Origin of the sequence: Sporosarcina sp. P19, assembly GCF_002743165.1 — a bacterium.
Taxonomy (GTDB): domain Bacteria; phylum Bacillota; class Bacilli; order Bacillales_A; family Planococcaceae; genus Sporosarcina; species Sporosarcina ureae.
Genome location: NZ_PDYR01000016.1, coordinates 19,281 through 38,059, shown reverse-complemented (window position 1 = coordinate 38,059; position 18,779 = coordinate 19,281). Strand labels below are relative to the sequence as shown.

The 18,779-nt window shown below is 40.3% G+C and carries 12 protein-coding genes and 1 tRNA gene; 1 reads left to right on the top strand and 12 read right to left on the bottom strand.

All coding sequences use genetic code 11. The annotated features are described in order from the left end of the window. Window positions 1-27: 27 nt before the first annotated feature. The 5 genes from CSV74_RS14360 to CSV74_RS14340 form a co-directional block, all read right to left on the bottom strand. A complete protein-coding gene (locus CSV74_RS14360) occupies window positions 28-1,377 on the bottom strand; it encodes a TrkH family potassium uptake protein (protein ID WP_099692215.1) in 1,350 nt (449 codons plus the stop codon). A 161-nt stretch (window positions 1,378-1,538) separates the two neighbouring features. Further along, a complete protein-coding gene (locus tag CSV74_RS14355; protein ID WP_099692230.1) occupies window positions 1,539-2,303 on the bottom strand; it encodes a TerC family protein in 765 nt (254 codons plus the stop codon). A gap of 436 nt (window positions 2,304-2,739) precedes the next feature. Beyond that, window positions 2,740-5,901 (bottom strand): efflux RND transporter permease subunit, encoded by a 3,162-nt coding sequence (locus tag CSV74_RS14350; protein WP_099692214.1) that lies wholly within the window; start codon window positions 5,899-5,901, stop codon window positions 2,740-2,742. A 191-nt stretch (window positions 5,902-6,092) separates the two neighbouring features. Beyond that, window positions 6,093-7,670 carry a peptide chain release factor 3 gene (locus tag CSV74_RS14345; protein ID WP_029052449.1) on the bottom strand — a complete coding sequence of 526 codons (1,578 nt, stop codon included), beginning with the start codon at window positions 7,668-7,670 and terminating at the stop codon, window positions 6,093-6,095. A 114-nt stretch (window positions 7,671-7,784) separates the two neighbouring features. Beyond that, complete coding sequence (locus CSV74_RS14340) at window positions 7,785-9,275, bottom strand: UDP-N-acetylmuramoyl-L-alanyl-D-glutamate--2,6-diaminopimelate ligase (RefSeq protein WP_099692213.1); 1,491 nt, start codon at window positions 9,273-9,275, stop codon at window positions 7,785-7,787. A 179-nt stretch (window positions 9,276-9,454) separates the two neighbouring features. Here CSV74_RS14340 and CSV74_RS14335 point away from each other — a divergent pair, with 179 nt between their 5' ends. After that, window positions 9,455-10,528, top strand: a complete 1,074-nt coding sequence (locus CSV74_RS14335) for a two-component system sensor histidine kinase NtrB (RefSeq protein ID WP_099692212.1) — start codon at window positions 9,455-9,457, stop codon at window positions 10,526-10,528. Here CSV74_RS14335 and CSV74_RS14330 read toward each other — a convergent pair. The 7 genes from CSV74_RS14330 to CSV74_RS14305 all read right to left on the bottom strand — a co-directional run bounded on the left by CSV74_RS14330 (window position 10,505) and on the right by CSV74_RS14305 (window position 18,734). Beyond that, window positions 10,505-11,893, bottom strand: a complete 1,389-nt coding sequence (locus CSV74_RS14330; protein ID WP_369823729.1) for an aldehyde dehydrogenase — start codon at window positions 11,891-11,893, stop codon at window positions 10,505-10,507. The genes CSV74_RS14335 and CSV74_RS14330 overlap by 24 nt on opposite strands. Before the next feature lie 98 nt (window positions 11,894-11,991). After that, window positions 11,992-14,094 carry a heavy metal translocating P-type ATPase gene (locus CSV74_RS14325; protein ID WP_099692211.1) on the bottom strand — a complete coding sequence of 701 codons (2,103 nt, stop codon included), beginning with the start codon at window positions 14,092-14,094 and terminating at the stop codon, window positions 11,992-11,994. Window positions 14,095-14,284: 190 nt separating this feature from the next. Then, the gene (locus CSV74_RS14320) at window positions 14,285-15,178 is read right to left on the bottom strand and encodes an RluA family pseudouridine synthase (protein WP_099692210.1); all 894 of its coding nucleotides are present in this window, start codon (window positions 15,176-15,178) and stop codon (window positions 14,285-14,287) included. Window positions 15,179-15,390: 212 nt separating this feature from the next. Beyond that, window positions 15,391-15,463 (bottom strand) — tRNA-Val (locus CSV74_RS14315). 185 nt (window positions 15,464-15,648) lie between these two features. Next, entirely contained in the window at window positions 15,649-15,798 is a 150-nt protein-coding gene (locus tag CSV74_RS16795; RefSeq protein ID WP_169535185.1) for a hypothetical protein, read from the bottom strand. A gap of 385 nt (window positions 15,799-16,183) precedes the next feature. After that, window positions 16,184-18,220 (bottom strand): TRAP transporter permease, encoded by a 2,037-nt coding sequence (locus CSV74_RS14310; protein ID WP_099692209.1) that lies wholly within the window; start codon window positions 18,218-18,220, stop codon window positions 16,184-16,186. Further along, window positions 18,210-18,734 carry a DUF1850 domain-containing protein gene (locus CSV74_RS14305; RefSeq protein WP_158231816.1) on the bottom strand — a complete coding sequence of 175 codons (525 nt, stop codon included), beginning with the start codon at window positions 18,732-18,734 and terminating at the stop codon, window positions 18,210-18,212. Before CSV74_RS14305 ends, CSV74_RS14310 begins: the two co-directional genes overlap by 11 nt. Window positions 18,735-18,779: the final 45 nt, after the last annotated feature.

The window sequence follows — 18,779 nt, the reverse complement described above, 5'->3', positions numbered from 1 at the left end:
TTCGCTTGCTGCGGTTTTTATTTTAAATTAACCAATAATGACACGCTCTTTTGGATAGTGATAAGGTGTTTTATTCGATTTGCCACCAATCGTATAAATAAACGATATCAACCCAACTCGTCCGATGAACATTAGTGCCATAATAACCAACTTACCGAACACCGATAAATCGCTTGTAATACCGAGTGACATACCACACGTTCCAAAGGCTGATGTGATTTCAAATAGCAATGGAATAACAGGTATCCCAGGCTCGGTAAGTAACAGTAACAGTAATGCCGCCAACACCATAAAACACGCGACGAGAATAACTGCATACGAACGGAATACGTCGATCAACTTAATTTGGCGTTTAAAAATGTGTATGACGTCATTCCCTCTTGCAAAGTTAATGAGAAATAATAACGCAATGGCAAATGTCGTCGTACGGATACCCCCGCCTACAGAACTTGGCGAAGCACCAATGAACATAAGCGCACTAACAAAAATATCTGTCGCTTCACTAAATTGCGTCACGTCATACGTCACAAGACCTGCAGAGCGTGCAGAAACTGAATGGAATAATGCCGTAAAAAATTGCTGATGCCAGCTCATTCCTTTAAATGAATTGAATGATTCTAACAGCCAAATCGTTAATGTACCTACAAGTAGCAGAACACCAAATGTCGCCGTCGTAATCTTAGTAAAAAGCGAAAAGCGAAAATGTGGAACTTTTTTTGAAAAGAAGCTCTTCACTTCAATTAGAACTGGAAATCCAATAGCACCTAAAATAATTAATATCATCAATAGAAACTGCACGATGTAATCATTATGATAAGGCATCATCGATGAACCGGTAATGTCAAAACCCGCATTCGTAGTAGCAGACACCGCCATGAACATACCGTTCAACAACGCTTCACTAAATGAATTATAAAAACGATAAATATATAATGTTAAAATACCGCCACCAATAATCTCAATGGCAACGATCAGTTGAATGATTTGACGAATTAATTGTACGACACCTTGTAATGTGTACTGATTCGTATCAATCATTATCAGTTGCCGCTCTCTCATGCCGATTTTCTTCTTTACAAGTAGCCAGAAAAAAGTGCCTAATGACATGATGCCGATACCACCGAGCTGAAGCACGAGCATGATCATGCAAATGCCGAATACAGAGTATGTTTCGCCGATACTAATAGGTGACAACCCCGTAACGCTCACAGCGCTCACAGCGGTAAACAAACTATCTATAAAGGCTACTTTTACACCCGGTTTATATACACCCGGCAAGTTCAATAAGAGAAAAGAGGATGCAATCGCCAAAAAGTAGTAGAAGGCGATTATCTGTGCTGGAGTAAACTTATGAAAAACTTCCCTGGAAAGCCTCATCTTTTTCAAATTCCTTTCATAACGGAAACTTCATTTTCTTACTTTATCAAATCCCCTGATGAAAAGATAGCTATATACAGAACTTTACACTCTTTACACAATTCTAAACTAGAGATAAAAAAGCAGTCTCTCCAACTTACTTGGAAGAGACTGTTTTCGTATTATCTATTAGCTTTCACTTTAGTTTTTGCGACGGCCAGCAGATATCCGCCTACTGCCAAGATTAATAACACAACCCAGAACGTCATTTTCCACAATGTAGAGTGTGGGAAAGCTTCTGGAATGATGAGCAGTTCAGGATGTGCAAGAGTTAACACAACTAGCTTGACACCTACCCACCCTACAATTAAGAATGCTGCCGTTTCCAATGTAGGATACTTTTCAAGCATAACCACGAATTGTTTCGCCGCAAAACGGATCATGACTAAACCAATCATACCACCCAACAACATAACAAAGAATTGTCCGCCGTTAATGCCACCGACGTGGAAGTTACCTAACTCAGGCAATGTTACCGCAAGCGCAACAGCCGCAAGCATGGAGTCCAATGCGAACGCAATATCTGCAAGTTCCACTTTCAACACGGTCATCCAGAAACCTGATTGTTTTTTAGGCTTTTGATTTGGATGGCCTTCCGGCTTATGGGTAATTTTATCGTATATATTTTTACCCGATATGAACAATAAGTAAATGGCACCGATGGCTTGTATCTCCCAGAACTTCACTAAAAACGTAATCATAAATAGTGCAGTGAATCTGAAGACGAATGCCCCTAGTAAACCATAAAATAAGGCTCTCTTTTGTTGGAGTTTCGGTAAGTGTTTTACCATTACTGCCATTACTACGGCGTTGTCTGTTGCTAATAGGCCTTCGAGTACGATTAATACTAAGAGTACCCATGCATATTCTAATAAAATCGGATCCAACATAATTCCTCCTTGTTTTTTACAAAATAAAAAGACCCTCACCTAATAATTAGGCAAAGGTCTCGCTAAGTCGGAATTTCACGTTCAAAATCCAGCTATCATAACCGATGACCGTTGAGGCAGTCACGTATTGACGATTATGAAATAGGTTTCCCTATAGCTACTCCCCTTTGACATTGCGTCAAAAGTTATTAAGATATCGGATACTTTTAAAGTATTATAACATGATAACTTTGATTTGCAAATGATTTAGGTGATACTTATTAAGCTATTAAATTTAAAGTGCAGATAGTTGAAGATGTAAATACAAGCGCATTGTTAAGCGACTCCCTAGCGTGTACTTTACTAGTACTACTATACTATTCTATTGCACAAATTATTCAACATCATTTTAAAAAGCCGGCAAATGGAAAATTCCATCTGCCGGCAGTATGAATTACTTGGATTCTCTTACAGTGACGGTTTCTGTTACTGTCACGGTGACAGTTTCAGTTACCTTGACGGGTTGATCTTCCGTTATCGGCTGTGCTTTTTTTGGCGTATTCATGCCTTTGCGTGTTTCCCGATCCAACAAACTGTATATGATCGGAACAATATACAACGTCAAGAATGTAGAACTGATCAATCCACCAATTACTGCAATCCCCATCGGCTGGTTTAACTCAGAACCTTCACCGAGTCCTAGCGCTAACGGTAGTAAGCCCAAAATAGTTGTGAGGGCTGTCATTAGGATGGGGCGGACACGGTCGCGTACAGATGATAGAATCGCATCGTACGAGCTGAGTCCTGCTTCTTTACGTTGATTAATATAATCAACCAATACAATCCCATTGTTGACGACAATTCCCACCAATATGAGAAGACCTATGACTGCCGTTACACTGACTGGTGTATTCGTAAAGAATAACGCAAGTGAAACACCGATTAGCATGAGTGGTACAGAGAACATGATAACGAATGGATATTTGAATGATTCGAACTGTGCAGCCATTACGATATATACTAATACCACTGCCAGTACAATCGCCAATAGCATATCGTTAATTGCATTTTCAAATAACTCGCGATCTCCACCGTATGAAAGTTCCACTTCACTTGGTAGGTCCAGATCATCCACAATATCATTTACCTTTTTCGTCATATCACCTAATGATTCACCAGATAGATATTTCACCGTAAATGCAATCGAATGTGCTTGATCCACACGCACAATTGCTGCAGGACCTTCTGCGATTTCCACATCTGCTATATCCTTCAACTTAACAAATGTATCCAGCGGTGTTTTTAATTCCAATTCTTTTAATTTATCTATACTATTGCGGAAACGCTCATCGTACCCAACGTTTACTCCGACTACTTCGCCAGTTTTCTCAAAGACGATTTGTGAAGCAAAGACACCACGCGTAACGTCACTAACCGTTTGCGCTATTTGATAAGGTGCCAATCCGACATCTGAAGCTTTTTCACGATCCACTTCAATTTTTATTTCCTCTACTGTATCTACTAAATCATTTTCAACGTCCGTCACGGAATCCATCTCGCGTAACTTCTTATCTAGCTTTGATACAGCTTTTCCTAAACGTTCTTCATTTGTGTCATTTAGGGAGAATGTTAATGTGTTCGGACTCGAACCGGCAGCGGTCTGCAAGTTGAAACTGATTTCTGCGTCATCCCCAACTTCGTCCTCTACAATTGGCTGTACTTTGTCTACAAATTCAAAGACAGAGCGGTCGCGATCGTCGAGTGGTATAAGTTTCACATACACTTCTGCCATATTACTCTCTGATCCGCCTTGCGCCATACTTTGCTGCGTTCCACCGACTAAACTGACGTACACTTCCACGTCGTCTTGCTTCTTCATTTCTTCTTCAATTCGTTCAACTACGTCATCTGTCGCATCAAGTGAAGCACCATTTGGTAGCTTAACATTAATACTGAAAGCTCCTTCATCCGTAGCAGGCAGGAATTCCGTTCCTACTTTTATAATGCCGAATACGCTTCCTGCAAGTAAAGCAGTTGTTAATAGTAACACGAGTAAACGATGGCTCAAAGCCCACTTGATGGACTTTTCGAATCTCTGATTTTTCTTTACACGATTCTTTTTCTCAAGTGTTTCTTCAGTAGGCGTCTTCAACAAACGACTAGCCAGCATCGGCACGACAGTCAATGCAACGACTAACGATGCAAATAAACTGAATGAAATCGTTAACGCGAACTCTGTAAATATTTGACCAATAATACCCGTAATGAAGATTACTGGTACAAATACAGCTAGTGTAGTTAACGTAGACGCAGTTATAGCTCCGCCCACTTCCTTCGATCCATCTTTTGCTGCTTCAGTAGGCGTTTTCCCCATGGCTAAATGTCGCTCAATATTCTCTATAACGACAATCGCATTATCGACTAACATACCAATACCTAGTGCAAGTGCACCGAGTGTCATGATATTTAATGAGAAGTCTGCGAAATACATAAGAACAAATGTCACAATAACCGAATACGGAATCGCTACTCCAATGATGATTGGACTTTTAATTCCACGTAAGAAGACAAATAATACGAGCATCGCGAACAAGCCACCGAGAATTAATGACTGACCGATATTCCCGATTGCCAGCTGTACATAGTCGCCTTGGTCAAAAATAACATCCGATTCAATATCTTTGTATGCCTCTTCCTCTAATAACTTATCCAATGATTTTTTAAACTCTTTAGAGACTGTTGCAGTATTGGCTCCTGACTCTTGAAGTACAGACAATAATACAGCCGGCTCGTCGTTGGCTCGTGTTTCTGTTTGTAATTTCGGCTCTAACAGCGCCACATCGGCTACGTCTGAAACTTTGATTTTGTCACCAGTCTGCGGATCAGCACCTATTTGGATACTTCGTACATCCGAAATATTTTGAACTGTACTTAAAATTCTTGTTGTTAACTTTCTTCCATCACTCGTGTCAATCGGGTCACCTGGCATAGATACATTACTAGCTTGGATTGCCTGGACGACATCTGATTGCGCTAAACCAAATTCTTTCAATTTATCAGGATCTAAAATAACCTGGACGTCTTCAATGATTTTACCTGACACGTTCACACTAGCTACACCGTCAATACGGCGTAATTCTTTCTCCAACTCTTCTGCAATCTTCCGTATATTTGTATCTTTATCTACGGAGCGTAAAGATAGTTGAATGACCGGGAATTGAGATGGATCAAACTTCATGAAACGTGGTTTATTAGCACCATCGGGCACTTCTACTTGATCAATCCGTTGGAGGATATCCATTTGGACATCATCAATCGAAGAATCCCAATCAAACTGCAGGAATACTAAGTTAGCTCCTTCTTGAGAAGAAGACTGCATCGACTTTAAGCCAGGAGCTGTCGATAAACTTTCTTCCAACGGCTTGGTAATTTTCTCGCTCACTTCTGTTGGTGAAGCACCCGGATAATTCGTGACAACTACCGCTACAGGTGGATTTAAGTCTGGAATCAATGTAACGGGAATTTTAAAGAAGGATACTGCACCTAAAATAATGACGAGAAACATAGTGACTAACGTAAAAACAGGTCGTTTGACCGAAAAGCTACTAATCTTCATTTATCTATTCCTCTCTTTTCTCAGCACTCCAGCTGGGGAAGACTTTTCATCTTTCCACCATACCACCTGAATAGAGTATTTTCACCATGATTTGCTCGAATAATAATGAATCAGCACAGAGTTCATTCACATTTTGAACAAATAACCCGGACGGATTACCATTAATCCGACCGGGCCTTATGTTATATGATTTATAATTGATTATACAACTTGATATCCGGGAATTTATCCTGGAACCAGCGCATCGCAAAATTATTTTCAAACAAGAAAACTTTGCGCTCATATCGATCTTTTACGAGTAATGCACGTTGTCCTGCCATGGACTCTTTTACATCCTCTTCGTTTTCAATCCAACGTGCTACTTTCGATCCCATTGTTTCCATCTGGACTTCTACATGGTATTCCGCTCTCATACGGTGTTCGAAAACTTCGAATTGAAGCTGACCCACTGCACCGAGAATGACTTCTTCCGTATGCAATGTTTTGTAATATTGAATAGCACCTTCTTGCACAAGCTGTAAGATCCCTTTGTGGAACTGTTTAGATTTCATTACGTTTTTGGCATTTACTCTAACGAATAACTCTGGAGTAAATTGTGGAAGTGCTTCAAATTGGAAGTTTGCCTTACCACTGATGACCGTATCACCAATTTGATAGTTACCCGTGTCATATAACCCAATGATATCGCCAGCTACTGCCTGATTGACAGTTTCACGATCATCTGCCAGGAATTGTGTAGTTTGAGTTAACTTAAAGTTCTTAGAAAGACGTGGAACCGTTACAGTCATGCCACGTTCGAACTCACCTGAGACAATTCGGACAAATGCAATACGATCACGATGTGCAGGATTCATGTTAGCTTGAATTTTGAAGATGAAGCCTGAAAAAACGTCAGACTCTGGATCTACATATTCTGCATCTTTCGTTAACCTAGGTTGGGGTTCAGGTGCGAACTGTAAAAACGTTTCTAAAAATGTCTGAACGCCAAAATTAGTTAGTGCACTACCGAAGAATACAGGTGTTAACTCACCTTTTGCGATACGATCTTCATCGAAGTCGTTTCCAGCTTCATTCAATAGCATGACATCTTCTAGCGCTTGCTTATAATAAGAAGTCTCTTTCATGGAGTGTTCTACTGCAAGCTCTCCCTCACCGTCGATTGGAAGGAAACGATCCTCATCTGCATTCGGACGCGCTAACTCTATACGCTTATTGAAACGATCATAAATACCTAGGAATTCTTTTCCCATACCGATCGGCCAATTCATTGCGTACGATTGGATTTCTAACACTTCTTCCAATTCTTCCATTAGCTCTAATGGTTCTTTACCTTGTCGGTCCATTTTATTGATGAATGTAAAGATCGGAATTCCTCGCATTTTACATACTTTAAACAATTTAATCGTCTGTGGCTCGATTCCTTTTGCCGAATCGACCATCATGACCGCTGCATCTACTGCCATCAATGTTCTATACGTATCTTCACTGAAGTCTTCGTGTCCTGGTGTATCCAAAATATTGACACGTTTGCCTGCATAGTCAAATTGTAAAACGGAGGAAGTTACCGATATTCCACGTTGTTTTTCAATTTCCATCCAGTCAGACGTAGCGAATTTCCCTGATTTCTTTCCTTTAACTGTTCCAGCATCGCGAATCGCTCCGCCAAAATATAGTAACTTTTCAGTAATTGTCGTTTTACCGGCATCCGGGTGAGAAATTATCGCAAACGTTCGTCGCGATGTAATTTCATCATGTTTATTCTTTTGCATCAATCGTACTCTCCTTTTGCTTACGTTTTCTATCATAGAGAGAATAGGGATGCATTTCAATGATTTTCATTGAATTGACTAAAAAACTATAGACTCTCAAATCCAAACTTTACTTCATTTATTGATCGTTGTATCGCCAAACTTTTTAGCCGCTTCCTCAAGTGCAATGTTTGCATCTGAATGCGCATATTTCGTATTACCGATAATTTGAAAATCTTCATGGCCTTTTCCGGCAAATATAATGATATCTCCTGCATTCGCTTGCTCAATAGTATGACGTACTGCCTCTTCTCTATCTCCTATACATGCATACTGATCATGCGGCATCGTGGCACTAAGTTCCGATATGATCGACTCATACGGCTCATCCCGTGGGTCATCTGTCGTAAAGACGACATAATCTGCTGCTGCTGCTTTTTCTCCCATGATTGGACGCTTCAGACGATCACGATTGCCACCCGTTCCAATTAGGAATAGTAGGCGGTTGCCTTCCTTTTTTAAAGGTTGTACTGTAGCAATGGCTTTTTCAATTGCATCCGGTGAATGTGCATAATCAATAAAAATCGTCAGTGGTAATGATGTTTCCACTTTTTCAAGACGGCCTTTCACTGTCGATACATTCGCTATCAGCGGTAAAATTTCTTCTGTCGCCATTCCTTTGGCATATAACGCCGCAATTGCTGCCAATGAATTATAGACGTTAAACTCACCGATCAACGGCATCGTGACGGTGTATGTTCCATCTGGTGCCTGCAATTGAAATCTCGTGTAGTTCGACTGCATTTCGATCGCTGTTGCTTGGAATGAAGACTTCACATGGATTCCGTATGTAAATATGGGGAACGAAGTCATTTCGATCATTTTACTGCTCCACGGATCATCCGCATTGATGATCGCAAACTTTTTCTGATCAAGCTGCTGACCCAATTGTGCAAACAATAAACCTTTCGCTGCACTGTAATTCTCCATTGTTTTATGGTAATCCAAATGATCATGCGTTAAGTTAGTGAAAATCGCAATATCAAATTCTGTTCCTGCCAGTCGGCCTTCAACTAAACCGTGTGAAGAAACTTCCATGATCATCGATTCGCAGCCTTCATTTGCAGCTTGCGCAATCATTTGCTGGGTAGTCAAAACATCAGTCGTTGTATTTTCCGTTTCATACAGAATATCATTTAATTTAAAACCAATCGTGCCTGAAACAGCTGCCTTTTCTTCAGTCTGGCGTAGCATATCGTGAATGATATTGCCGACACTCGTTTTTCCATTCGTTCCGGTTACACCGATCATCTTCATACGCTTTGAAGGATACTGATAGTACTTAGACGCCAGTAACTCTATCGCTTTTGAAGTGTTTTCAACATAGACCACCGCTGTGCGCTCTTCATCTATCATGATCGGCTCTGATGCGATTATGACACGTGCACCACTCAACAATGCACTCTTGACAAATTGATGGCCGTTCACTGTATAACCTTTTAGGCAGACAAATACTCCACCATCTTGAACAGCTCGTGAATCTACTGCCACGTCTGTCACATGTTCTGGCAATGTTCCTTTTATAGTTTTTACAGGTAGTACAGATAATAATTCTTTCGTATTCATGTGATTTCCTCCAATAGGTTGGTGAATAACTCTACTCATTATAACAAATAAAAGTCTTTCTTTAAAAAAGACTCTTAATTCCTTTAAATGATGTATTATATAATGAATCAATTACCCATATCATACGCGTCTTTTCTTATCACATCCACCCTGGATTATAGAATGGAGTATCTAGTAAAATGTCAAAAGAATTTATTCCTACAGTACGTTACTTGAATTATCTTGACTTGTCTTTCGAGCAGTCACAGGATGCGATCTCCGTATTTGATTTGGATGACAATATAATTACTTGTAACCGTGCATTCGAACAGTTATATGGTTGGACTTTGGAGGAGTGCTCAGAAAAACCCATTTCGTTTTATCCTGAAACTGAATACGAAAAAGTACATGCACGTTGTGAGTTATTGTATAAAGGTCAATCGTTAGCTAATGAAAGAGTCACTGAAATGCGTAAAGATGGCACACTGTTTCAAGCAGAAATTAGTATGACACCCATTTTTAACGAGTTCAATGAAGTGGTTGCTATTTCTCATATTGCACGAGACATCACTAGTCGCTTGCAAATGGAGCAGAAGACGCTTGAGTTTGAACGTCTGAAAACGATGAGTATGGTTGCAGCGAAAGTAGCGCACGAAGTACGAAATCCTATGACCGCAATTACGGGGTTTATTCAGTTAATGAATCAAGACCCTGCGAATCCTTACTCGTATTTCACAGAAATTATGGGGAAAGAAATTAGCCGTGTCAACCAAATTGTTACGGATTTCTTAGCATTAGCAAAACCAACTTTACATGATACTGCGCCAGTTTCTATTCTAGAAGTCATCGAAGAAATGCTCATTGAATTTGATGAGCAATTTAATGAATGTGCGATTTCATGTCAACTGAATGCTGAGGAATTAGAACTTTTCATTCTAGGCGACAAGTCCTCACTGCATCAAGTGTTTTACAATATCTTGTCAAATTGTTGCGATGCAATTGAGCACACTGGAAACATTATAATTTCACTGACAATCCAAGAAGGTACTCTCCACATTTGCATTGTGGATGACGGTTGCGGAATGGATCAGATGACCTTAGCATCCATTGATCAGCCTTTCTTTTCTACAAAAGAAAATGGTACAGGACTCGGTATGTTCATTACTAAAAAGATTATTGTGGACCACAAAGGCACTTTGCTGGTCGAAAGCCAGCAAAGCGCGTGGACAAAAGTTTGGATTTCGCTACCGTTAGCGAATGAAACGCTTCACTAATGGAAGTTTTCCTCTGTATGGAGGAAATGCAATAGGTACCGAGACTGCCGTACTCTTTTTCATCATCGATTTCGAATGAGTGAATGTTTCAAAACTTGCTTTTCCATGGTATTGATTCATTCCAGAAGGTCCTACCCCGCCAAACGGTAGATGAATATTCGCGACATGTGATATCGTGTCATTTATGCAACCGCCACCAAATGGCAATACTTCGATGAAATGATTAGCTGCCTCATCGTTCTCAGTGAAAAAGTATGCAGCTAGTGGCTTAGGTAGCGTACTAATTTGCTGAATTGCGACACCTAAATTATCATACGGCAGGACAGGTAAGATCGGACCAAATAACTCATCTTGCATACTAGCGCTATTCCAGTCTGATAGCGCTAAAATCGTCGGCTCAATATATTTATCCGCGGCATCTGTCTTGCCGCCTTCTACGATATATGCTTGATCTTGATCTAGTATGTTCGCTAATCGATGGAAATGACGATCCGCGATGATGCGTCCGTAGTCAGCACTCTTCTGTGCGTCCTTCCCGTAAAAACGTTGGATAGCGCTCTTCATTTCATCGATTAATTCATCGTAAATTGAAGCGTCAACCAATACATAGTCAGGTGCTATACACGTTTGACCTGCATTCATGTACTTACCCCATACAATCTTCTCCGCCGCCTTTTTGATATCAGCAGTATGATCGACAACGGCTGGACTCTTTCCGCCTAATTCCAACGTCAATGGAGTCAATCTCTCCGCACAAGCTTTCATGACAATTTTTCCCACTTTTGCACTTCCAGTAAAGAATACATAATCAAAGGGTGCGTCAAGTAACAGTTTCGTTTCTTCTTTTTCACCATGCACCACGGATACATACTCCGGTGGAAATACACTTGAAATGATTTTATCTACGACGCTAGCCGTATGCAATGCATCTTCTGAAGGTTTCAACACCGTACAGTTCCCTGTAGCTATCGAACCGACTAGCGGATCAAATACTAGTTGGAACGGATAGTTGAACGGTCCAATGATCAATACAGTGCCATATGGTTCCTTCACGATAAAGCTCGTTGCCGGTTGTAAATGGATCGGAGTCTTCACTTTTTCAGGTGCTGCCCATTCATCCAAGTGGTCTATCATATGGGTAATGCTGGATAAGACGAATCCTATTTCTGCTACATACGCTTCAAACGGATGTTTGTGTAGATCTTTATGCAATGCATCTAAAATTTCTTTTTCATGCTTTTGAATTGCTTTATACAGTTTTTCCAACATCATTTTTCGGAATGAAATACTGCGTGTCACTCCTGATGTATAATATTGTTTCTGTTTGTTCATAATCACTTCAAGTTCCAGACGGGTCATTGCCAAACTATCCACACTCCTCATGATTGTTCTTATTATGAGTCTACCATTTTCTTCAACAGAAAAAACTTCAGACGATTTATTCGACTGAAGTTTCTCCTACATTATATTTTATTTTTCATGAGCCGCAATGAATTTAATACTACAATGACGGTAGCACCCATATCCGCCATGACGGCCATCCATAATGTTAGCCAGCCTGGAATAATGAGTAACAGCGCAATGACTTTTAATCCAAGTGAGATCGAAATATTTTGAAGAATGATTTGTTTAGTGCGGGAGCTTAATTTGATAGTATATGGAAGTTTCTCCAAATCATCTGCCATCAATGCAATATCTGCTGTTTCAAGTGCAGTATCTGTTCCTGCACCGCCCATCGCAATACCGATATTTGCTGTAGCTAATGCCGGTGCGTCGTTCACTCCGTCACCCACCATTGCCACTTTACCGTATTGAGTCAACGATTTAATCATTTCGACTTTTTGATCAGGTAGTAATTCTGCTTTGACTTCCGATAAGCCGAGTTGCTCTCCAATTGCTAGAGCGGTTGATCGATTATCACCCGTTAGCATGACCGTCTTTTTACCCATCTCACGAAGTTTCTCGATAACCTTCAAGCTACTTTTACGGACTTGATCAGCTACTGCTATGATTCCTTCTAGACCTGCTTCAGACCAGACGAGCATAACGGTTTTACCTTGCTTCTGCAACGCGAGAATCTGCTGTTCAATTGATTCTTCCACTGTGTTCATTTCTCTGAATAAATTTGGACTTCCTACATACACTAGATGCTCTCCAATCACAGCTTTTGCACCTTTGCCTGTAATGGATTGGAATTGATTGACTACCAGTAATTCAAGCGATAATTTCTCTGCCGCCCGCATAATGGAAGAGGCTAATGGATGTTGGGAGAACTTCTCGATTGACGCTGCCTGTTGCAATACTTGATCTTCAGTTAATGACGAAACCGTCAAGACATCTGTTACTTCCGGACGCCCTTCAGTCAACGTACCTGTTTTATCGAACGCCACGACTTTGATCTGTCCCGTTTCTTCTAAATGAATGCCACCTTTGATCAACACTCCATTACGTGCAGCGTTACCGATCGCTGTAACGATCGCAATAGGTGTTGAAATGACTAACGCACAAGGACAGCCAACTACTAACACGACAAGACCTTTATAGAACCATTCGCCCCATACTCCCCCCATGAAAAGTGGCGGAATAATCATGATCAGTAACGAAGTAACTAAAATAGCTGGTGTATAGTATCTCGCAAAGCGATCAATAAATTGTTGTGTCGGTGCTTTTTCTGCCTGTGCTTCTTCGACTAAGTGAATGATTTTGGCAATTGTAGTATCTTCAGCAAGCTTTGTTACACGAACTTGCATTGCACCTTCTTCATTCAACGTACCTGCAAATACTTCGTCTCCAAGTGCTTTATGAACAGGCACAGACTCACCTGTAATTGCGGCCTGGTTCACGGATGAGTCACCTTGAATGACTTCACCATCCATTGCAATTTTTTGTCCCGGTTTAATTAAAATGACATCATTGATACGTAAATCTTCCACGTCTACTTCATATTCATTAGTACCACGAAGTACAGTCGCAGTCGTGGGAGCAATTTCAATTAATGATGTAATAGAATTTCTAGCTTTATCGATTGAGTAACTTTCTAATGCTTCACTGACAGAGAAGAGGAAGACGACCACTGCACCTTCTGCCCAGTCACCAATGAGCGCGGCACCGATGACTGCGATTGTCATCAATGTAGACATATCAAATTCAAGTTTGGAAAGATTCGTTAATCCTTCTTTCATCAAACTGAATCCGCCGATTATAATAGCAGAGAGAAACAGAGCAATCGACAGCCAGTTATGATCACCATTTGCGGTAGATACGGCATACCCTGCTAGTAGTAAAACTAACGAAGCTATAGTCGTTTGATTTTCACGTTTTTTCCAAAACGGCGTATGCTGTTTAATCATCCGCTGTTTTTCAGGAAATACTTTAATGCCGTCAAATGCACCTGCTTCTTCTAATTGCCAAATAGAGGCATCTCCCGCAACTGTTAACTTGGATGCTCCAAAGTTCAGCTGCACATCTTCCACAGAATCAATTTGGCGGATGTTCTTCTCGAATTTCGCAGCACAACTTGTGCATGATAAATTCTGCAGGCGATAGACATTTTTCTCAGAAGTCATGTAACCAGTCCTCTCAACATTTCGTTCATTATAACGTCTTCATCATTCAACTGTCCATTTGATTGATTAGCTTTAGTATATGCAATTCCATATATTTTGTCAATTTATTCATTCAAACATTCATTTGAATGAATTGACGTTAAAAAGCAGTTCCTTAGGAATACCAAGGAACTGCAAATTGCACGGTTTATTATTTAGAGCGCGTAATGAAGATCTGAGGCACTTCTGCTTCAAATCGTACTACCTCTCCTGTACGTGGATGTAAAAAAGACAATGCTGTAGCATGAAGTCCCACCCTGCGCAATGGGTTACCTGTAGCACCATACTTTTTGTCACCTATAACAGGATGCCCCAATTCTTCCATATGCACACGAATTTGATTTTTTCGACCCGTTTCTAAAAGTACTTCCAACAATGAACAATCTTTGTTTGCTTGTACTCTTCTATAATGTGTAATAGCATGCTGACCACCATTGTCAGTTGGGTTTGAATAAACTCTGAACGCACTATTTTCCGTTAACCAAGAAGAAATAGTTCCTGATTCTGTTCGTACTTTTCCTTCGACAAGTGCAATATACAAACGTTCCTTTACGGATTCATTCCATGTACTTTGCAAAGCTTGCTGCGTCTCTTCATTTTTGGCAAACATCATCACGCCTGATGTATCGCGATCAAGACGGTGCACGACAAAGATACGATTTTCAGGGTGGCTTCTCTTAACATACTTCGTAATTTCTCTATAGGCTGTCTGATCTTTTTCTTTTTCCGAAGCTACGGAAAGAACGCCTGCATCTTTATTGATCACGATGATATCGTCATCTTCATGAAGTATAGATACACCGACTAATTTCGAGACATTTATAGCCGCTTTGTTACTTTGTATTTCAACCTTTTGCCCAGGAGCTAATGACTGATTATGTTTTGTTGTCATTTGACCATCCACCATAACTTGGCCACGTGTAAGAATGGATTTCACCGAATTCCTACTGCTTTTTGACATGACCTTCAATAAATACGGTAATAGTTCGATTTGTTCTTCCACTGTATATTCTTTTACATTAGATGTTACTTGTTTTCTTTTCATCGTATATTAGCCCTCCTGCTTATCTAAATAGGTGCTCGCACTATAAGTATACACCGCATGACTGATCAGTGTAATTGAATATGATTTGACAGTAATGCAAACTTCATTTGAAATTTAGACATAAAAAAACAGCCCCTAGACATTCGGTCTAATAGGACTGCTTATTGTTATAAACCGTGTTCCGACGGTAAATAACTTAGGTTTGGCACCTATGACTCCGACTGGGCTCGAACCAGCGACCTCCACCCTGTCAAGGTGGCGCTCTCCCAGCTGAGCTACGGAATCGATCATACTAGGATGTGCATTTTATAGTGAGCTAGTTAGGCTCTCAAGCACAAATACTATAATAGCATTATCTATCCTGGTTGTAAACAAGGAAATTAAAAATCGATAATTTTTCTATGCTACCAGAAAAATTACCGATTTTTATGGAAGTTCGTTGCAATATTCAGGGACGCTTCTCCTTTCGTTTACTGCATTGGATTTACTTGTTCTTCTATGGGTTCATTCTCAAAATATAAAAACTCTTCATGATCCAGCTCACTCATACGTTCTTTGTTAAAGCCATGTGCCAAGTGCCCTTCAAACACGTTTTCCCACCATGTTTCTTGTGTATTCATAGTATTTTCTCTCCTTTTTTATTTGATTGGTTTCTGTACCGACCTATATATTTTATTCGTCATGACTGATTCGCTTATTTGTAGTATATACATAACTCGCGTTGGTAAAACTGCGTAATTAGTCCAAAATAGTTTCACCAATTTCTAGTCCTTCAGCTTCTTGACATTTATTTTATCATGTGTTTCGTAAATCGCATTTCAGTGAAAATCCTTATATCTACTAGACTCGTCCTCTATTAGAATTTCACTTTAATCTAGTACTTTTTACGTAATCAGACTAGTAAAGTTTTAGAAAGGTAGAGAGACTTTTCAAAATATTTTTATTTCTTCAAAACAAAAAGCCTTATCAACTCAATTACGAGCTGATAAGGCTTTTAGGAGTTATTTAATTTGAAGCTAATTTAGGTGAATTGTTTTTCTTATTACCCATCCACTGGAAAGCCAACAAGATGATGAATAATACTAAACCGACGATATCCGTCATCGTTTCTGGATAGATCAACAACATACCTGTGCCTATCGTAATAATCCGCATAATCCAGTTCAATTTACTATACCAGAAGCCAATTATGCCTGCACCGATGGCAACCATACCGACAATGGCGGTCAACGTCACCCATACAATCTCCGTTACACTCGAGTCGAGCATTAACATCGCTGGATTAAAGACGAACATATACGGAATGATGAAGGCGGCAATCGCCAGTTTCGCAGAAGTGACACCCGTCTTGATCGGATCCCCACCCGAAATACCGGAAGCTGCAAAGGCTGCCAATGCAACAGGCGGTGTGATATCGGCAATGATACCAAAGTAAAATACGAATAAGTGTGCAGATACCGCTACTACAATCGGCACAGCTGCACCTGCAGGCTCACCCAGCATCAATAATGTAATGATGGCGGGCGCTGCGATTGTAGACGTAATAACATAGTTTGCTGTCGTTGGAGAACCCATACCTAAAATGATAGCCGCGAACATTGTGAAAATCAATGTAAGCAAGACGTTACCGCCAGCAGCTGAAATCAAGCCGGTTGCCAAGCTAAGCCCGAGACCTGTCTTGACAACAACCCCGACAATAATACCAGCACAAGCAGTCGCAGCTGCTACAGCCAATGCTGTACGAGCACCGTCTACTAACGCGTCAATCATATCTTTCAATCCAATTCTTGTTTCTTTGCTGATTGCACTCACAGCGATAGTCAGTACGATACCGAGTAATGCTGCTTTCATCGTTGGGATTCCTATCAACAAGAAGACAATAATACCTAAAATCGGTAGTAATAAATAAATCTTCTTCAGTGTTTCTTTACGATTCGGAATCTGTGATGCGTCCATTCCTTTCAAACCAACACGCTTTGCTTCGAAATGTGTCATAATCCAAATTCCAGTGAAATACAGCAACGCAGGGATAGCTGCCGCTTTGGCAATTTCCCAATACGTCACACCCCCGATGAATTCAACCATTAGGAATGCAGCGGCTCCCATAATCGGTGGCATAATCTGCCCACCTGTAGATGCTGCTGCCTCTACTCCACCAGCGAATTCTTTACGATAACCTAACTTCTTCATCATTGGAATCGTGTATGAACCGGATCCAACAACGTTTGCTACGGAACTACCTGAAATGGTACCTTGCAACGCACTTGAGAATATTGCGACTTTTGCAGGTCCACCAGTCAAACGACCTGCTAATACTACTGCTAAGTCATTGAAGTAGTTACCAACACCAGTCTTCACTAAGAACGCTCCAAATAACAGGAAGACGAATATAAAGGTGGCAGATACACTAATCGGTGTACCGAGGATCCCGTCCGTTGTAAAGAACATTAATTGAACAAGATTGTCCACGCTTTGTCCTCTATGCGCAAGGAACCCTGGGAAATAAGGTCCAAAGAATGCATACGCCAGAAACACGACTGAGATGATTGTGATCGGTAATCCTACCGCACGTCTCGCTGCTTCTAATGTCAGTAGAACCGCTAAAATACCAATAATTAAATCGAGATCAGATACTCGCCCTACACGAAATACTAGCTCATCGATAAATAGCGGCCAGTATAAACCAACGGCTATAGCCAATAAAGAAAGAATAATATCGTAGAATGGTACTTTGTCACGGCGTACACCGATCTTTTTCCTAGCAGGGAACATGAGAAAAATAAGAGATAAAGCAAATCCTAAGTGAATAGATCGCTGGATTTGAGCTGTAAATGGTTTACCGATCGCCGTATACAACTGAAATATCGAGAATGCCAACAAGCCGAAAAATACAATCTTACCTAATAAGCCTTTCAAATTTCTCGTATTGGATTCCGGGTCGTACTTTTGAAGAATTTCGAGTTGCTCTTGTTCAGAAAGTGTACTCATTTCTTCATCGGAGATGTTGGGAATATCTTTTTCCCGGTCTTTATTATTTTCCATTTAACCTGACTCCTTTTAACAACTTATAATTTGATACCTTCGCCACATGAAATTCATAAGAATGACCCTTTTGAAGAAATTCTTTTAGATGATAATCTTGTTGCTCATATCGCAAAGACAGATCTGTATTCACCCTACCTATATAGAGAACAAACGAATCTATCACGCGGTTTTCGAATGTAAGCGTATAAACACCATCTTCTATTTGCAGTGCTTCGCCTTCTTCAGCATAACCTGGTAAACCGATGGCTACGTCTTCATACTGCATAAATTCGAAACGGAGCTTTCCATTGTCGGTAATGCGATATTGCTCTTTCACATTGGACAAATGGATCGAGTGAATATACTGAACTTGGAAATTTCGATTCTCGTGTAATGGAAGATAATACGCTTTTGGCTGTTCGCTCCGAACCTCTTCAAGTATGATCATTTGTCTGTATGGATAAAACCATATGATCAGCATTACAATTGCTATCAGAAACGTCAGCAGAAGAACTATTCTTCGTGATTTCATCCGCTTAATCCTTTCTGTTACATTACATGCAATAGACATAATAAT